Below are 18878 nucleotides of genomic sequence, written 5' to 3'. Positions count from 1 at the left end.
CTACAGGTAGGCTACACCACGAAAAGAGAGAAATGGAGGAGTTCGCATGGGCTATTACATCACGGTAGAGCGAGATATCAATCTTTATGTCGAGGATATCAATCCTGGGAACGGAAAACCGATCCTTTTCATACATGGATGGCCGGTTAATCATGAAATGTATGAATATCAATTTGATCAATTGCCTAAAATGGGATAACGCTGTATTGGCGTAGATTTACGCGGGTACGGGAAGTCGGATCGCCCTTGGACAGGATATACCTATGACCGTATGGCTGATGATATACGTGCTGTGATGGCGCAAGGGCTCCTCGCCTTGCGAGACGAGGATCTGCGTTCTGACTTGCCTAAAATCCATGTGCCGACTGCAATCTTTCACGGAGTTTTGGATCAGATTTGTCCGTTTAAAGAGCTTGCCCACTTTATCGGGTAGTTAGCGAAACATGGAGAGGAAAGCCAGCTTGTTATTACACGAGTTGGCTATTTTAATTGGAACAGGGGAATCATGGAAGTGCATGGAAATTATCGAGGTAAGGATGGTAAGGATGGATCATTCGGTTGCGCAGACTCCCTCTTTGCATAACGTACATAAACGAGCGCCGAAGCGAAGGATCTTGTTGAAAGCAATCACGATCATGGTCGGAGCCCTACTGGTCGCTGTCGGATTGGAAATTTTCCTTGTACCCAACAAAATCATTGATGGTGGCGTTACTGGGATTTCCATCATGCTGTCACATCTGACCGGGATGAAGCTGGGGCTGTTTTTATTTGTACTGAATCTGCCTTTTTTGATGATTGGGTACAAGCAGATCGGCAAAACCTTTGCCTTTGCTACATTGTTTGGTGTGGCAGTGATGTCAGTGGGTACAGCCTGGCTTCATGACGTCCCTGGCTTGACACATGATTTGCTCTTGTCAGCGGTTTTCGGCGGCATTACGATCGGGATCGGGGTTGGCTTGGTCATTCGAGCTGGAGGATCACTGGACGGTACGGAAATTGTAGCGATCCTCATGAACAAAAAAAGTCCATTCTCAGTAGGAGAAATGGTCATGTTTTTCAACATCTTTATACTGGGGAGTGCAGGCTTTATTTTTGGATGGAATCGGGCGATGTACTCTCTGATTGCATACCAAATTAAAAGAGATCGTGGAGGAATTGGACCCTTCTTCCTTTCTTGCGATGGGAACCATTCACGACGTCAGCGGAGGACAATTCAAGAAGAAGAATATTCATTAGGCAAGATTGATGGTCGAATAAACCATAGCTGCACGGAGTTCGTTTTTTCGGGAATAGAAAAGGAGAGGCCGCTTGAGCCTCTCCAACACATGTCAGGAAGGGTGAATTAAAAAGCCCAATTGCCTTTGCGGAAAATGGGTTCACGTGTACCGTCCGCAAGCTCACCGTCAATATTCATTTCATTGGATCCAATCATGAAGTCCACATGCACCATGCTAGTATTTAAACCGTGTTTTTCCAGCTCCTCCTTGCTCATGGTGATGCCATCGCGCAGATTAGTAGGGTAGGCATTGCCGATCGCAAGGTGATTGGAGGCATTTTCGTCGAAAAGCGTGTTGAAAAAAATGATGTTGGATTGAGAGATCGGTGACTGATCGGGGACAAGCGCCAATTCACCCAGAAAATGCGATCCTTCGTCTGTCGCGATCAATTGTTTAAGAGTCGCCTCTCCTTTTTTGGCAACAGCTTGGACGATCTTTCCCTTTTCAAAGGTGAGCTGGAAGTCTTCGATCAGATTTCCTTGGTAGCTGAGCGGCTTTGTGCTTCGCACTACGCCATTGACACCGTCTTTTCGAGGAGCAGTAAACACCTCTTCTGTCGGCATGTTGGCCATGAAGGAAACACCGCTTTGATTCACGCTGCCACCTCCGATCCAGACGTGATTGTCTGGCAAAGCCACGGACAGATTGGTTCCAGGCGCATCGTAGAACAACACCTTGTACTGTTTCTGGTTTAAATACTCGATCCGATGGTTCAGCTCTTTTTGGTGGTCATTCCAGGCTTGAACAGGGTCAGGAGAGTCGACACGTGTCGCTGAAAAAATCGCGTTCCATAATGCCATGACTCGTTCATCCTCCGGAAGATCGGGAAAAACCGTATTTGCCCATTCAGGAGAAGGGACAGCGATGATCGACCAGCTCACCTTATCAGATCTCGTATAACTGCGAAATGTCTCCATGGCTTTGCTAGCAGCCTTGCTTGCCTTTGCCATACGCTCCGGTGAGATGCCCTGTAAAAGATCGGGGTTCGACGAAGAAAGATAGAGAAATGCTGCTCCATTCTCAGCCATTTCCTCCCAACCCTTTGCGCGCCACAGCGGATATTCTTCAAATGCTTCTTCTGGCGCCAGTTCATATTTCAATCGGGTGATTTGATCATCTGTCCAATCGATATATACATGTTTGGCTCCAGCTTCATATGCTTTTTTGACCACGGTGCGAACAAATCCGGCAGCATGCACGGGAGCCGACACTACGAGTGTTTGCATCTTTTGGACGTGGATGCCAACCTTAACAACAAGTTCGGCATACCGATCTAGCATATCTTCAAATTTCAATGTACCTTCGCCTCCTCTTCAATGAGAACAACCATATTATACCAGTGTTTGTCACTCTTTACGCACCGGTACCCAAATTCGATCCAATTTTTTTTACTGTACTTTTTTTCGGGATCTGGTTGCGTAATTCCTGTTTTTTTCCGCTCATTTGCTCCATTTATTGTTAAATATTTTTTGACTAGAGGAAAATCAAGGAAATGATCCAATTTTTATATCGAGTGAAGACATGATTAAAGGAGGCGTGAAATGAAGAGGTTGACGCGTGATCAAGTTGCAGTGGAACAGACCTGGAATTTGGACGATTTATTTGAAAGTCAGGAAAAATGGGAGGAAGAGCTAGGAGCCATAGAAGAATTACTTCCTGCTATAGTGGCGTATAAAGGTTTGTTGCATACAGGTGCCGAAGAGCTATTGGCTTGCCTGGAAGCAGAAGAAGCGCTTGGAGAACGTCTGATTCGCGTTCATACATACGCCAGCCTGCGCTTGTCAGAGGAAGGAACCAATCCAAACAACCAGTCTCGAGCAGCGCGAGTAGGGGATCTCGTTTCAAAGATCAATGCCGCGCTATCGTTCATTCGTGCAGAAATTCTTGATTTGCCAGAAGGCGCACTGGAAGCGTTCCTGGCGGAGGAATCCGGTCTTTATCCCTTCCGCAAAAAACTGCTGGATTTGTATGCTACCAAGCCACATCGGCTTTCTCCAGAAACCGAATCCGCTCTTGCCTCATTAGGCGAAGTATTTGCTGCACCTTATACGATTTATAATCGCGGAAAATTATCTGATATGAGCTTTGACTCAGTCGAAGACGCGGAGGGTGCAACAAAACCGGTTTCCTTTGCGTTGTTCGAGTCGGATTACGAGATGAATTCCGATCGTACATTGCGGCACGCTGCTTACGATTCTTTCACCCGTACGCTTCAATCCTATCAACATACGTTCGCTGCTGCTTATGCAACTGAAGTGAAAAAACAGACGGTGCTCTCCCGATTGCGAGGATACGAGTCGGTCACGCATATGCTGTTGGAGCCACAGCAAGTCACCTTGCAAATGTATCATAATATTTTGGATATTATCGGTACTGAGCTGGCACCACACATGCGCCGTTTTGCCGAACTCAAGGCGAGAGTACTGGGCTTGGAAAGGCTATCCTTTTGCGACCTGAAAGTTCCGCTCGATCCTGATTTCAGTCCACCAGTGACCATAGAAGAAGCAGGAAAGACCATTCTTGCTGCGCTCAGTGTGATGGGCGAGGAATATACGGAAATCATGGAGCGGGCCCTGAAGAACCGGTGGATTGACTACGTCGACAACGTGGGAAAATCCACAGGAGCCTTTTGCTCCAGTCCATACGGGATCCACTCGTTTATCCTGATTACATGGGCGGAAAACATGCGCAGTGCCTTTACGCTGGCGCATGAACTTGGACATTGCGGACATTTTATGCTGGCCAGCAAAAACCAGCGTTTTGCTAATCACCGCTCGTCTCTCTATTTCATCGAGGCACCGTCTACGCTCAACGAGCTGCTTTTGGCACAGCATATTACCGAACAGTCCGACGATCCGCGGCTGAAGCGGTGGGTAATCCTTCAGCTGATGAATACGTATTACCATAACTTCGTGACTCATTTGCTGGAAGGGCAGCTGCAAAGAAAGGTGTACGAAGCCGCGGGCGAAGATATTCCATTGACGGCCAAAAACCTGTCTGAATGGAAAGGTCAAGTATTGGCTGATTTCTGGGGAGATGCTGTCGAGCTGGACGAGGGGGCAAAGCTGACCTGGATGCGTCAGCCACATTACTACATGGGCTTGTACCCTTATACGTATGCTGCGGGGCTGACTGCCTCAACGGCTGTGGCTGCCCAGATCAAGCAGGAAGGGGAAGTCGCTGTCACCAGATGGCTGGAGGTATTAAAAGCGGGAGGCACTTTGTCGCCGCTTGAGTTAATGAAGCTGGCAGGAGTGGATATGTCACAGCCCGAGCCCATTCGTCTCGCTGTCCAGTATGTCGGACAGCTGGTAGATGATTTGGAAAACATGTTCTAACGAATAAAAGAGGGCGTCCCTGTTGTCTCAACATGACGAGGGGACGCCCTTTGCTAACTTAATATCCAACTTCTACAGAAGCAATGACGACGTAGGCCAAATCATTCTTGTCCTCTTTTTCAGCAATCACGACTCCGCTGCTGGTCAGCATTCCGCCGTCGATGACTTCAAAGGATACCTCGCCATAAGGCAGCTCGTCCCGCACGACTGCCAAATCTAGTAGATCCTTGTCAGCTGGAACTGCCAAACGAACATGTACCTTCATATTGTGAATATCGTTGTCTGGCAAGACGGAGCGAAGTCCCGGCATCGAGTTGTGATGAATGGCATTTTGTACGGCACGCACGGCAGCTTTGGTGACGTTTTGCCCATGCAAGTCGATTCCCATTCCGATTTCAATAAACATGACTTTTTCCATGGATGATCTACTCCCATCTGTTTTCGATGACAAGTTCTAGTGTAGCATGTTTAACAGGATCGGGGCGGATAAACTTCCAGCAGCAGCTCATCCTTATGTTGAAAGAATAGGCTTGCGAAAGATGAATTTGTAAATTTTTTTACTCAGATATTGTGTTCTCTCTCTCATCGTGCGATCATTACATTTTGGCACATCGCCGATGGACAATCCCCTATTGGAGGCAGGACAGCAGTGGAACGGTACCCTTTTTCGTATGACCCGACTCAATCTTTTATCTCTCAAGTAAGTGATTGGATTGCAGATGTTTTCTATGACATATTGCCCGAAGCTGGTTTTGAAATTCGGGATGAACAGATTTACATGGCGTTTCAGCTGGAACGCGCATTTGCCGAGAAGAAGACCATTTTCGCTGAAGCAGGTGTAGGGACGGGAAAAACGCTTGTTTATTTGCTGTACGCGATCTGCTATGCGCGGTATACGCGAAAACCCGCCATTATTGCCTGTGCAAATGAATCCTTGATCGAGCAATTGGTGAAGCCAGAAGGAGACATCGCCAAGCTTGCCCGTCATTTGAACCTCACCATTGACGCCCGATTGGGTAAATCACCTGACCAGTACTTGTGCTTGCAAAAATTAGAGCAAGCGAGATACAGGGAAGAGGATGGTGAGCTTTACCAGGAAATCTATCAGGAATTGCCTCCGTTTGTACATACACATGAAGCCTTGCAATCATTTTCACCGTATGGGGATCGAAGTCACTATCCTGCGCTTGACGATGCACGATGGAGCCAAGCCAACTGGGATGTTTTTCAGGATTGCTTTGCCTGTGACAAGCAGCACCGATGTGGACAGACACTCTCTCGCGACCACTATCGCAAGGCGACAGACCTGATCATTTGCTCCCATGATTTTTATATGGAGCATGTTTGGACTTACGAAAGCCGGAAAAGGGGAGGACAGCTTCCTCTGCTTCCAAGCCATAGCTCCGTGATTTTTGACGAGGGCCATTTACTGGAGCCTGCAGCACAAAAAGCTTTGACCTATAAATGGAATCACACCATATTCGAAGAAGTGATCACTCGACTGCTCAAAGGAGAAGTCAGGGAATCGCTGGCTTTATCTGTTGAGGAAGCCATCATGCAAAGTGAAAGCTTGTTCGCCTTGCTAGAGCAGGAGAGTAAGCCCGTCCCAGGCTCTGATCGACGAGAAATCGCGCTGGGCAGCGGGCTGTTATCACTGATTCATGAATTCACCCATCTGATCGCGGGTATGGAAGAGGAGATGGCACTGGAGAGTGGGCTTTATACGCTGGATGAGTTCCAGGTGGGCATAGTCAGTGAGTATCTGGAAATGATTCAACTAGCACTACGCCTGTTTCAGAATCCCACATCCGTCATCTCCTGGGTGACGGAGGACGCACATGGGACCAGTCTGGTCGTTATGCCCAAAATGGTACAGGAAGTACTGAGCGATTACGTATTTTCTCAGAAAATGCCGGTCGTTTTCTCCTCCGCAACCTTGTCGAGTGACGACTCCTTTGCTTATGTTGCAAACAGCCTGGGTGTCCGGGACTACCTTTCTTTCTCTGTCGCTTCTCCGTATGATTATGAAGAACAAATGAAGGTATTCGTCCCGAATCTGGCTATGCATGATGCCCTTCAAGAGAAAATGAGGATCACACTAGAAATGCTGGCTAAAACAAAAGGACGGGCATTGCTTCTGTTTCCGACACGAGAGGAAATGCAGCAATTCAAGCATGAATTGAAGGAGCAGGAGACGAACGGTCTGCGCTTTTTGTTTGAAGGTGATCAGGAAATTAGCCATCTGATCTCTCATTTTCAAAATGACGAGCATCTCAATTTATGTGCCGTCACATTATGGGAAGGATTGGACGTACCCGGACCGTCACTATCCCATGTACTGATCTGGTCTTTGCCATTTCCGCCGAACGATCCCGTATTCGCGGCAAAACGAAAGGCTGCTAAAGAATCAGCTTTTGACGAAGTGGACTTGCCATACATGCTGCTGCGCTTGCGTCAAGGAATTGGACGATTGATTCGTTCACGAGATGACAGTGGCAGCGTCGCGATTTTTTGTCAAGAACTCCATGAAGATGTGGCATTAAGGCAAAAAGTGATGCAGGCATTCCCGCAGGGGGTAGAGTGGAAAACCTCTCTTCGGGACGTACTGCCAGAAGCCTGATTTCGCAATCTATGACACTTCTGTTACGGAATGGTTGAAAAGATGAAAGTAGTGGCATACGCTTGTTATAATGAAGTGTCAGATATTAACGGATATGAATATCTTCTATATACAGACAAGGGACGGTGTTCTTTTTGGGTAATGTCGATTTCGCCAGTTTGCCGTGGGAATTGTTCTGGATTGGTGTGGCCTACTTTATGATTACTGGTGTGCTGTTTTGTTTCAGTGTTCTGCGTTTTGCCCAACAGCGCAAGAGGAGTGGCATTGTTTTTATCGTCGCAGCAGTGATCAGCGCTGGATTGTTCTTAAATTATTTGTACGGCAATCATATTTAAATCAAGGTAAACAACTTGAACTAGCAGGATTTTGATCCTTCTTTACGAATTGGATGAAAGACCAACGAACGTGTCACTTCGTTGGTCTTTCTCCATTATTGCGTAAAGTGAGGTCAGACGAATGAAACCAAAGGTGATTGTGTATAAAAAAGTGTATCCGGAAATATTGGTCGAATTGCGTGAAAAGTGTGAGGTCGTCTATTTCGAAGAGTTGAACCCAAGTTGAAAATAGTTAGCAATATTGCGGTTGGTTATGACAATTTTGATCTGTCGGCCTTAAACAGAGCAGGTGTCATGGCAACTAATACACCTGACGTCCTGACCGATACTGTTGCCGATACGATGATGGGCCTCATGCTAGCCATGGCGCGCAGAATTCCCGAGATGGACCGTTTTGTCAAAACGGGGCAGTGGACTTCTCATCTCACCTCTCAGCAGTTCGGAAGGGACGTCCATCATAAAACTCTTGGCATTATTGGCATGGGACGTATCGGGTCCGCCATCGCGAAACGCGCGCACCTGGGCTTTGACATGAACATCCTATACCATAATCGCTCTCGGAACGAAGCAGTGGAAAGCCTCTACCAAGCCACGTATTGCACGCTTGAGGAACTTTGTCAGCAAGCCGATTTCATTTGCCTGATGGTTCCATTGTCTGCAGAGACGACCAAGCTGATTGGCATGAAGGAGTTCCAGCAGATGAAAAAATCGGCGATCTTCGTGAACGGTTCACGAGGAGCTACAGTCGATGAAGAAGCGTTGGTAGAAGCTTTGAAGCAAGGCGAGATTCTGGCTGCTGGTCTGGATGTATTTGTCAAAGAGCCAGTAGATCCAGAGCATCCGTTGCTCCAAATGCCCAATGTTGTCACACTCCCGCATATCGGTTCGGCAACAGAAGAGACCCGACTGCGTATGGCCCAGTATGCAAAAGAAAATCTCTTGGCAGGCTTGTTCGGGAAAAAGCCACCTGCTTTGCTAAATGAAGAGGTCTATTCCGGCAAGTGATCGAAAAAATGATTGAAGCGCCTATACAATTGTCAGCACGGGAGTAGGCTGGGCAGGCTCACAGGTGCACGCACCGAATGAATCGATACGACTGGACGATTATGAACAAGGAATCATGCACATGGTGCTGATGCTCGCTGGCTTTTCGCAAGCCTTAAAGACTGCAGAAATGCATAGCTAACGATGGAAGGGAGGGAAATGGACATGCTTGCATCGTTGTACCGTGATCTGGAGGACCTATTTCCTGAACTGGTAGAGATACGACGTGATCTGCATATGCACCCGGAGCTGTCTTTTCAAGAAGTCCATACACCGGAAAAAGTGGCGGACTATTTGCAACGGCTGGGGCTCGAGGTCAGAACTAACGTTGGAGAGCGTGGAGTAATCGGACTTCTTCGGGGTGGAAAAGCAGACGATAACAGCCGTACCGTCGCTTTGCGAGCAGACTTCGATGCTCTCCCCATACAGGATGAAAAGGATGTACCTTATAAGTCACGGGTACCTGGCGTGATGCATGCTTGTGGACATGACATGCATACCGCGGCTCTGTTGGGAGCTGCGAAAGTGTTAAGTCAGGTGAAGGAGCAGCTGCAGGGCAATGTCGTCTTCATTCACCAGTTCGGTGAGGAAAAGCCGCCGGGAGGGGCTATAGCGATGATCGAAGATGGCTGCCTGGACGGTGTCGACGTGATTTACGGTGCACACGTTTGGCCAACCGAACCATTTGGCAATGTGGCGATGACCGAAGGATATGCGATGGCGGCGGGCGACTCGTTTGAGATCCAGGTGGTGGGCAGAGGCGGTCATGGTGCACAGCCTCATACGACGATTGATCCTTTGGTGGTCGGTTGTCAGCTGGTTCTCAACCTGCAGCAGATCATCAGCCGACGGATCAATCCATTGGAGCCTGCTGTTTTGTCGGTCGGATCGATCCAAAGCGGGCTTGCAGCCAATGTCATTCCCGATGTCTGCAAGCTCACAGGTACTGTCCGTGCCTTCAGCAATGACGTAAGGGAGTTTATCCTGGAGCAGATCGAACGGATTGTCAAAGCCACTTGCGATGCGGCAGGAGCTAGATACAAACTGTCGCTTCTCAAAGGATACGATGCAGTTTGGAATCATCCTGAGCAGACCCAAGGCGTAGAGCGGATTGCAAAACAGCTTTTTGGGGAAGAACGCGTCCGCAGGGTAGAGCCAAGTTTGGCTGGGGAGGATTTCTCCGCGTATTTGAAGCGCATACCGGGAACCTTCTTCCTGGTAGGGGCAGGCAATCCAGACATTGGTGCGGTCTATCCCCTACATCATCCCATGTTTGATGGAGATGAACGAGCGATGATCGTCACAGGAAAAATGTTCGTTTCACTTGTATGGAACGAGCTGCAGGGCGCAACGGTTTGACGAAAAATTCATAGCATAGCGCCTCATTTGGAATGCTATCCCTTCAGACAGGGATAGCATCGTTTTTTGGAACAGGTATTTTTGGAGGTGAGCCTGTACTTCCAAGATGGTAATATGGGCCGATTCCATGTACAATCAGAGCTATACATACCATTGTATAGAATTGCCAAAGGAGGCGAGAGTACATGAGCAGCACACACTCGGAATATAGCGTCGCAACCTTTGCTGGAGGATGTTTCTGGTGCATGGTCAGTCCATTTGACAAAATGCCGGGAATCATTCAAGTCCTTTCAGGCTATACAGGGGGCGAGGTGGAGAATCCCACATATGAGCAGGTATGCAGTGGAACAACCGGGCACTATGAAGCCGTAGAAATCACCTATGATCCTTCGCTTATTTCCTACAATCAGCTGTTGCAAATCTTTTGGCGGCAGATTGATCCTACGGATGCGGGTGGACAATTTGCTGACCGAGGACAGTCCTATGCTCCTGCGATTTTTTATCACAACGAAGAACAGCGTGAGCTGGCCATTCAATCAAAAGAACAACTGGAAGAGAGCGGGCGCTTTGACAAGCCTATTACCACAGCCATCCTGCCAGCCCAGACTTTTTATCCCGCTGAAGAATACCACCAGGACTATTATAAGAAAAATCCGTTGCGCTACAAGTATTACCAGGCAGCATCAGGGAGAGCCAAGTTTACCAAAGAAGCGTGGCGCAACAAAGGCACGCTCGAAGAACTGAAAAAACGCCTAACACCGATGCAGTTTGAGGTTACGCAAAACAGCGGGACAGAGCCTCCATTTGCCAACGAATTCTGGAATCATAAAGAAGAAGGAATCTACGTTGACATCGTCTCAAACGAGCCTTTGTTTAGTTCGTTAGATAAATTTGATTCACACTGTGGCTGGCCGTCCTTTACGCAGCCGATTACGGAGGAAAAGGTAACCGAACACATTGACGTCAGCCACAATATGATACGAACAGAAGTGCGTAGCAGTCAGGCCGATTCTCATCTGGGACATGTTTTTGAAGATGGACCAGGACCCAACGGTCTGCGCTACTGCATCAACTCTGCCGCACTGCGTTTCATTCCGAAAGATGAACTAGAAAAAGAAGGGTTCGGAGAGTTTCTGCGCTTGTTTGAGCAGAAATAAGCTCCTGTGCCACTTCTGAAAGGAAAGTAGAAATGGGAAGAGTGTGGAAACAGGTTGGTTCTAGCTTTCTGCTCGCGTCCCTGGTCTCATTGGCGCTGTCAGGCTGTAATAGCCAGGCAGCTACCGGCGAGATAGAGGCGAATACACCCCAAGAAGTTGTACCTGCACCTGCGACGGAAGCAGAACAGCCGACACAAAATGTAGAAAAACAGGGGGAATCAGATGTGAAGCCTACACCTGCAGAAGAGGGAAAGCAAGCAGAAGCGAAACCGGTAGAAACAAAGGCTGAACCAACCACAGAGGGGACACCGGTAGAAATGCCAGACGGTTTGGTCTTGGAAGTCGTAGCTGAACCAGCCAGCCTGACCATTCTTGTGAACAAGCAGAGAAAATTGCCAGAAGACTACACGCCAGCTAACCTCGTTGTTCCGAATGTACCGTTCATCTTTCCGGAGAAAAGCGACAAACGGAAAATGCGCAAAGAAGCAGCAGAGGCGCTGGAACAAATGTTTGCTGCAGCAAAAGCAGATGGAGTGGAGCTAGCAGGTGTATCAGGATATCGTTCCCATGCGTACCAAAAGGAACTGTTTGCGCGGTACGTCAAGAAAGACGGCTTGGAGGTAGCAAGAACCTACAGCGCCTATCCGGGTACGAGTGAGCACGAGACAGGACTTGCGATGGATATCTCCGGAATAGATGGGAAATGTGCAGCAGAGAGCTGCTTCGCTGGAACCAAGGAAGCAGAGTGGTTAGCCGAGCACTCAGCAGAGTACGGCTTTATTGTCCGGTATCCATTGGGCAAAGAATCGATTACTGGCTATATTTATGAGCCATGGCATTTGCGCTATGTGGGTGTGGAGTTGTCCAAGGAAATTTTTGAAAGTGGACTTACGCTTGAAGAATACTTTGGGGTAGTTCCTGTATCCAACCCAAATCCTTAAAGCACGATTTTTCGCACATGACCCAGCAAATTCATGTGCTATAATGTACACGGGTGAAGATAATGAGCGAAAAATCAATTAGAGAAAGAATCATAGAAACCTCCATGCGTCTGTTCGAGGCAAACGGGTATCACCGTGTGACGGTTGACCAGATCGTAAAGGAGAGCGGAACCTCCAAAGGGGGTTTCTACCACAATTTCAAATCAAAAGATGAACTTTTATATATCATTCATGACCAGTTTATCTCTTATGTTTTAGAGAAGGCACAGGAAGCCTGCCAACAATGGGAAACACCACCTGAACGCCTGCAGGCGATCGTCAAATCCTTCGTCATGATGATCGATTTATACCGGTCACAGGTCACTATCTTTTATCAGGAAAGCTTGTTTTTGGCCCCGGAGTACTTCTCTGAGATTGAGAGCAAGCGTGATCAGTATAAGCAAATCATGTTTTCCGTCATTCAGGAAGGGATCGAGACGGGTGACTTCCGCCCCGAATTGCCAGTGCCGATCGTATCGATGGCGATATTCGGGATGGTAAACTGGATCTACAAATGGTATCAGAAAACCGGGACATATTCGATTGAACAAATCGCTGACATTTATGCAGACATGGTACTCCATTCCATTCTGCAGCCAGATGCGATGAAAAACCCGTTGTTTTCCCGTTTCTTTTTACAGCAACAAGATTTGACCAACACGAAAGAGTAATGAACAGGGCTCCGCTTATCCTATTGCAGGTTCGGCGGGGCTTTTTATACAGAATAAAATTGCGTTAGAATAAGAAATATTCTCACAGACCAACTAGTTGGTCTGTACAAGACAAGGCTCCTCTGGTAAAGTAAGAATAAACAGACCAACTAGTCGGTCTTGATGGTTTTCAGGAGGAATGAATGTGCTAACGATTTATGAAATCAGAGAATTGGTAAAGCTGTTAGAACAAACAGATATTGAATCCGTTGAAGTGAAGGACGAACAATCCCGTATCGCCATCAAACGGAGTGTCCATGGCACCGTCCCTGTGGTAGTTGCCAAGCCGACTGTTGTGGCTCCAATCGTGAAAGAACCTGAGAAACTCGTGGTCGTGAAAGAAGCACCAAAACAAGCCGTTTCAGCAGAACCAAAGGTAGAACCAGCAAAGATTGATGTAAATACTGAAAATTTACACAATATTACTTCCCCGATGGTGGGAACCTTCTATGCTGCGCCAGCGGTTGATTCACCACCTTATGTCATAGTGGGTGACAAGATCCACAACACAAGCATTGTCTGTATTGTAGAAGCAATGAAGCTCTTTAACGAGATTGAAGCAGAAGTAAAAGGGGAAATTGTTCAGATCCTGGTTGAAAACGGTCAGCTGGTGGAGCAAGGTCAGCCTTTGTTTTTGGTTAAAATAGATTAGGATGTTTGACCGTCAATCACGAGAGAGGGGGCAACAAGATTGATGAACAAAGAGACATTGTTTCAAGATTTTTCTGTACCTACGTATGATCAATGGCGGGAAGAAGCGGAAAAATCCTTGAAAGGCGCTTCCTTTGACGCCAAACTGCTCACCAAAACTTACGAGGGCATCACCTTGCAGCCCATTTATCGGAAAGAAGATGTGCAAAATCTGCCGCATGTAGCAGGAGTGCCGGGTGCTGCACCGTATGTACGCGGTACAAATGCTGTAACCAGAGGCTGGGAAGTGAGTCAAGAGATCCCTGCTACGTCGCCAAAAGCATTTAACGAAGCTGCCAAACACGATCTTGAACGGGGCCAAACCATGCTGAATCTCGTATTGGACCAGGCGGCATTGAGCGGTCTTGACCCAAATGCAAGCGTTGCCAACACAGCTGTTGATCACGGGGTTTCGATTTTTCATCGCGAGGATCTGGATACGGCCTTTTCCGGATTGAATTTGGAAACACTACCGCTCTTTTTGCATACCGGCTATGTAGCGCTTCCCATGTTAGCATTGCTGCTGTCACACGTGGAAAAGGCGGGAGCAGACACTAGCAAATTGCGCGGCTTTGTGGGTGCAGATCCTCTCGGAACCTTGCTCGCAGAGGGGCAGTTGCCATGCTCGATTCAAAAATGCTATGACGATTTGGCTCAAGTAACACACTGGGCAGACCAGAACGCCCCTCATTTGAGAACCATTCATGTTCAATCACATCCTTATCACAATAGCGGTGCAAATGCAGTACAGGAGCTGGCATTCAGCTTGGCTACTGCCGTAGAATATATTCGCGCTTTAATGGAAAGAGGTTTGTCCATTGAGCAGATTGCTCCGAAAATCCAGTTTTCTTTTTCTATCGGATCACAATCATTTATGGAAATTGCCAAATTACGTGCTGCGAGATTGCTTTGGTCTACAATCGTAGAAGCTTACGGTGGTTCTGCCGAAGCCCAGAAAATGAACATTCATGCCCGTACATCTGCTTGGAACAAAACCGTTCTCGATCCATACGTAAACCTGCTTCGTGCCAGTACCGAGGCTTTTTCTGCGATCATAGGCGGTATTGACAGCTTGCATGTCTCTGCATTCGATGAAGCGATTCGACCAGCTAATGAGTTCTCTCGCAGAATCGCCAGAAATACGCAAATTATTTTGGAGCAGGAAGCGCATTTGTCCAAGGTTGCCGATCCTGCAGGCGGTTCCTGGTACGTAGAATGGCTGACGGATGCCTTGGCCGAAAAAGCATGGAGATTGTTTCAGCAAGTAGAGGAACAGGGTGGTATGCTGCGAGCGATCGAAGTAGATTTCCCTCAATCGGAGATCGAGCAGATCGCAATGAAAAAGAGTGAAAGCATCGCACAGCGCAAAGATCGGATCGTAGGAACCAACATGTATGCCAACATCCAGGAGCAGCCGATCGCGACTGATGCTGATACGGCTATTTACCAAGAACGGCTTGCCTGCCTGAAGGCGCATATAGAAAGTCATGATCAAGAGGCGATAATAGAATCCTGGAAAGCAAAGAAAAGCGTTGCACAGGATGTCATGCAGCAAGCGGTACAAGCGGCAAATTCAGGGGCGACCCTTGGAACATTAACAAAGGCTTGGATCGATGATCAAATTCAAGCCGCGACAGTACGACCTCTTCGCATACATCGTGCTGCAGAAGCATTCGAGTCATTACGTTCACGAGCGGAAAAACATCTCCAAAAAACGGGTGACAGACCGCAAGTCTTTCTGGCCTCTGTGGGGCCACTTGCAAAGCACAAGGCACGTGCGGATTTCAGTGCCGAATTTTTTGCCGTCGGCGGGTTTGAAGTACTGCGACCAGATCCCGTGACGAAAGCGGAAGAAGCGACTAAGGCAGCGGTTGCATCAGGAGCGTCGATCGTTGTCATCTGTTCGGATGACGAGAGCTATCCGTCATTTGTAGAGGAAATGGCTCGCCTGTTTAAAACGTCTAAACCGGATGCGATTCTTTTGCTGGCTGGTCTGCCAGCAAGTGAGGAAATCAACGTGTATAAAGCGGCGGGTGTCGATGATTTTATCCATGTACGGTCAAATTGTTATCAGATGCTTCATGACCTGCAGGAGCGTATAGGGGTGATGTCATGAGCAAGCAGCCTGATTTTTCAAAAGTTGAATATCGTTCGCAGAAGTTTTCCGACTCTATCCCTGAATGGGAGGAGAGAGCGAAGGCAGAAGCAGGCGTTTCTCTCGACGAGCTGATGTGGCAGACTCTGGAGCAGATACCGGTAAAGCCGATGTACACCAGTGAAGATACGGCTGGCATGAATCACTTGGGCTACATGCCAGGTTTGCCGCCATTCTTTAGAGGGCCATACCCGACGATGTACGTGACGCGTCCTTGGACGGTTCGTCAGTACGCCGGTTTCTCTACAGCAGAGGAGAGCAATGCGTTTTATCGGCGTAATCTCGCCGCGGGACAAAAAGGTCTTTCCATTGCATTTGACCTGGCAACGCACCGCGGCTATGATTCGGACCACCCCCGCGTAGTAGGGGATGTCGGAAAAGCTGGTGTAGCGGTTGATTCCATTTTGGATATGAAGATATTATTCGATGGCATACCGCTTGACCAGATGTCTGTATCGATGACGATGAATGGTGCTGTACTCCCGATCATGGCTTTTTATATCGTGGCAGCAGAAGAGCAGGGCGTTGACCAATCCAAGCTGACGGGAACAATTCAAAACGACATTTTAAAAGAATACATGGTACGCAATACGTATATTTACCCGCCAGAGGCGTCGATGAAGATCATCTCGGATATCTTCGCTTACACGTCCAAGCACATGCCGAAGTTCAACAGCATTAGTATCTCTGGCTACCATATGCAGGAGGCAGGGGCTACCGCTGATATCGAGCTGGCGTATACGCTGGCTGACGGGTTGGAGTACGTGCGTACAGGGCTGAAGGCAGGCATTGATATCGATGCCTTTGCGCCACGTTTGTCCTTTTTCTGGGCGATCGGCATGAACTACTTCATGGAAGTCGCGAAAATGCGGGCAGCGCGCTTGATTTGGGCCAATCTGATCAAGCAGTTCAACCCGAAAAATGAAAAGTCCATGGCTCTGCGTACCCACTCGCAAACCTCCGGCTGGAGCTTGACTGAACAGGACCCTTTTAACAATGTGATTCGAACGAATATCGAAGCGATGGCTGCTGCATTGGGCCATACGCAGTCCTTGCATACCAATGCTCTCGATGAGGCCATTGCTTTGCCGACAGACTTCTCGGCAAGAATCGCGCGCAATACCCAGCTTTTCTTGCAGGATGAGACCGGTATTTGCAAAGTGGTTGATCCATGGGCAGGATCTTATTATGTGGAGTCTTTGACTGCACAGCTGGTAGAGCGGGCTTGGACCCATATCGAAGAGGTAGAGGCATTGGGGGGCATGGCGAAAGCGATTGAGACCGGTCTGCCGAAAATGAAGATTGAAGAAGCAGCAGCGCGTCGTCAAGCCATGATCGACTCACGCAAAGAGTCCATTATTGGCGTCAATAAATATCGTTTGGAACAGGAAGAAGCGCTCGAAATCCTGGAAGTGGACAATACCGCCGTTCGCGAAGCGCAGATCAGACGTCTCAAGGAATTGCGTGAAAATCGTGATGAGACGAGAGTACAGTCAGCGCTGCAAGCCATTACGGAATGTGCACGTTCGGGTGAAGGCAATCTTTTGGCTTTGGCGATTGAAGCAGCCCGCGCTCGTGCGTCTCTTGGAGAAATTTCGGATGCCTATGAAAAAGTGGTTGGACGCCACAAAGCGGTGATTCGCTCCATCAGTGGTGTGTACAGCGCAGAGTTCGGTGATGCAGAGGAAGTGGCTGTCGTACGCAAGATGGCTGACGAGTTCGAGCAATGGGAAGGCAGACGTCCACGCATCATGATCGCCAAAATGGGGCAGGACGGACACGATCGCGGAGCCAAAGTCATTGCCACGGCATTTGCTGATTTGGGCTTTGATGTGGATATGGGACCTTTATTCCAGACCCCCGAAGAAACAGCGAAGCAAGCCGTTGAAAATGACGTGCATGTCATTGGCTTCAGCTCCTTGGCAGCTGGCCACAAAACACTGCTGCCTCAACTCGTGGAAGAGCTGAAAAAGTTGGGTCGCGAAGATATTGTCGTGGTCATCGGAGGAGTCATTCCTGCCCAGGACTATGCGTTCCTTCGTGAAAACGGCGCTGCCGCTATCTTTGGTCCGGGCACAGTGATCCCAGTAGCCGCTCAAAGCGTGATTCAAGAAATCGTTCGTCGCTTGGAGGCTGCCAGCCTATGAGCGATGCCAAGCATGACCGGACTTCCTTGACGTTCTCCTCAACAGTCCGTCGCCCCCGGCTATCTGTCGATCAATACGTACAGGGCGTGCTGGAAAACAACCGAACCATTTTGGCACAGGCGATAACATTGGTCGAGAGCAATTCCCCTGTCCATATGGAAGTAGCCCAGGAAGTGCTTGGTAAGCTTTTGCCGTACACGGGAAAAGCGATTCGTGTCGGGATTACGGGCGTTCCTGGCGCCGGAAAAAGCACCTTTATCGAAGCGTTCGGAACGATGCTGTGCGAAAAGGGCCATCGCGTGGCTGTTCTGGCCGTCGATCCCAGCAGTCCGGTGACAAAGGGAAGCATACTGGGAGACAAGACGAGGATGGAGCTCTTGTCGCGCAACCCGAATGCCTTCATTCGCCCGTCGGCAGCCGGCGGAACTTTGGGTGGAGTCAATCGAAAGACAAGAGAGACGATGCTGATTTGTGAAGCAGCTGGATTTGACGTTATTTTAGTAGAGACAGTCGGTGTGGGACAAAGTGAAACGACAGTTCGCTCGATGGTCGATTTCTTTTTGCTACTCATGCTGACAGGAGCTGGAGATGAGCTGCAAGGGATCAAGAAGGGTGTCATTGAGATTGCTGATGCACTCTTGATCAACAAAGCAGACGGAGAGAACAAGGATCGGGCGTTGATAGCACGTGGAGAATTTAATCGTGTCTTGCACTACCTGCAGCCCGCAACTACAGGCTGGGAGACGAAAGCCCATATGTGCTCATCTTTGACTGGCGAAGGCATTCCGGAAATCTGGACGGTGATTGAGAGATTTCGCGATGAAATGTCCCACTCAGGTGTATTGCAGACGCGTCGACAAAAACAAGCGCTGGACTGGATGCAAAGCATGACGCAAGATTACCTGCGCTCTCATTTTTACAGTAATCCTGAAGTGGCAAAAAGGCTCCCTGAAGTGGAGGAAGCAGTTGCCAAGGGGGAGCTGTCCGCGACGAGTGCTGTGCAGCAGCTGGTCGCCATTTACGAAAAATCTAGAGATGTTTAGGAATGGAGAGAGGAATCGGGTCA

At 48.5% G+C, this 18878-nt stretch carries 14 protein-coding genes and 2 pseudogenes; 14 read left to right on the top strand and 2 right to left on the bottom strand.

The features are described 5' to 3' along the window. Positions 1-46 precede the first annotated feature (46 nt). Together JZI27_RS12930 and JZI27_RS12925 are read left to right on the top strand one after the other, a co-directional pair. A pseudogene (locus JZI27_RS12930) lies at positions 47-406 on the top strand (alpha/beta fold hydrolase); the annotation flags it as partial. A gap of 139 nt (positions 407-545) precedes the next feature. After that, positions 546-1236: pseudogene (locus JZI27_RS12925) on the top strand (YitT family protein). A 106-nt stretch (positions 1237-1342) separates the two neighbouring features. Here JZI27_RS12925 and JZI27_RS12920 read toward each other — a convergent pair. Continuing rightward, positions 1343-2572: an aminopeptidase gene (locus JZI27_RS12920; protein WP_280207740.1), complete on the bottom strand. Its 1230-nt coding sequence runs from the start codon at positions 2570-2572 to the stop codon at positions 1343-1345. A gap of 246 nt (positions 2573-2818) precedes the next feature. Between JZI27_RS12920 and pepF the strand changes: the two genes are divergently transcribed. Further along, positions 2819-4615 carry an oligoendopeptidase F gene (pepF, locus tag JZI27_RS12915; RefSeq protein ID WP_280207739.1) on the top strand — a complete coding sequence of 599 codons (1797 nt, stop codon included), beginning with the start codon at positions 2819-2821 and terminating at the stop codon, positions 4613-4615. A gap of 58 nt (positions 4616-4673) precedes the next feature. On the opposite strand, the gene JZI27_RS12910 is transcribed toward pepF, so the two are convergent. After that, positions 4674-5033, bottom strand: coding sequence for a Lin0512 family protein (locus tag JZI27_RS12910; RefSeq protein ID WP_122908197.1), 360 nt, complete (start codon positions 5031-5033; stop codon positions 4674-4676). A 231-nt stretch (positions 5034-5264) separates the two neighbouring features. On the opposite strand from JZI27_RS12910, the gene JZI27_RS12905 reads away from it, so the two are divergent. The 11 genes from JZI27_RS12905 (at position 5265) to meaB (ending at position 18855) form a co-directional block, all read left to right on the top strand. After that, positions 5265-7235 carry an ATP-dependent DNA helicase gene (locus JZI27_RS12905; RefSeq protein ID WP_280207738.1) on the top strand — a complete coding sequence of 657 codons (1971 nt, stop codon included), beginning with the start codon at positions 5265-5267 and terminating at the stop codon, positions 7233-7235. 134 nt (positions 7236-7369) lie between these two features. Further along, entirely contained in the window at positions 7370-7570 is a 201-nt protein-coding gene (locus tag JZI27_RS12900; RefSeq protein WP_122908195.1) for a hypothetical protein, read from the top strand. A gap of 222 nt (positions 7571-7792) precedes the next feature. Then, positions 7793-8575, top strand: a complete 783-nt coding sequence (locus JZI27_RS12895; RefSeq protein ID WP_348521365.1) for a 2-hydroxyacid dehydrogenase — start codon at positions 7793-7795, stop codon at positions 8573-8575. 204 nt (positions 8576-8779) lie between these two features. Next, positions 8780-9973, top strand: a complete 1194-nt coding sequence (locus JZI27_RS12890; RefSeq protein WP_122908188.1) for a M20 metallopeptidase family protein — start codon at positions 8780-8782, stop codon at positions 9971-9973. Between the two features lie 185 nt (positions 9974-10158). Continuing rightward, on the top strand, positions 10159-11130 hold the full coding sequence (msrA, locus tag JZI27_RS12885) for a peptide-methionine (S)-S-oxide reductase MsrA (RefSeq protein WP_280207737.1): 972 nt from the start codon (positions 10159-10161) through the stop codon (positions 11128-11130). A 32-nt stretch (positions 11131-11162) separates the two neighbouring features. Beyond that, positions 11163-12071, top strand: coding sequence for a M15 family metallopeptidase (locus JZI27_RS12880; RefSeq protein WP_251244902.1), 909 nt, complete (start codon positions 11163-11165; stop codon positions 12069-12071). Between the two features lie 62 nt (positions 12072-12133). Next, entirely contained in the window at positions 12134-12781 is a 648-nt protein-coding gene (locus JZI27_RS12875) for a TetR/AcrR family transcriptional regulator (protein WP_280207736.1), read from the top strand. Between the two features lie 184 nt (positions 12782-12965). Further along, positions 12966-13472, top strand: coding sequence for an acetyl-CoA carboxylase biotin carboxyl carrier protein (gene accB, locus JZI27_RS12870; RefSeq protein ID WP_280207735.1), 507 nt, complete (start codon positions 12966-12968; stop codon positions 13470-13472). A gap of 42 nt (positions 13473-13514) precedes the next feature. Continuing rightward, on the top strand, positions 13515-15626 hold the full coding sequence (locus tag JZI27_RS12865) for a methylmalonyl-CoA mutase family protein (RefSeq protein WP_280207734.1): 2112 nt from the start codon (positions 13515-13517) through the stop codon (positions 15624-15626). Next, positions 15623-17812, top strand: a complete 2190-nt coding sequence (gene scpA, locus JZI27_RS12860; protein ID WP_122908182.1) for a methylmalonyl-CoA mutase — start codon at positions 15623-15625, stop codon at positions 17810-17812. The genes JZI27_RS12865 and scpA overlap by 4 nt, the downstream gene beginning before the upstream one ends. Further along, positions 17809-18855, top strand: coding sequence for a methylmalonyl Co-A mutase-associated GTPase MeaB (gene meaB / locus JZI27_RS12855; RefSeq protein WP_280207733.1), 1047 nt, complete (start codon positions 17809-17811; stop codon positions 18853-18855). The genes scpA and meaB overlap by 4 nt, the downstream gene beginning before the upstream one ends. Positions 18856-18878: the final 23 nt, after the last annotated feature.

The organism is Brevibacillus sp. AY1, assembly GCF_029870785.1.
In the GTDB taxonomy this organism is placed as follows: domain Bacteria; phylum Bacillota; class Bacilli; order Brevibacillales; family Brevibacillaceae; genus Brevibacillus; species Brevibacillus invocatus.
This window is presented reverse-complemented; position numbering and strand designations above follow the sequence as displayed.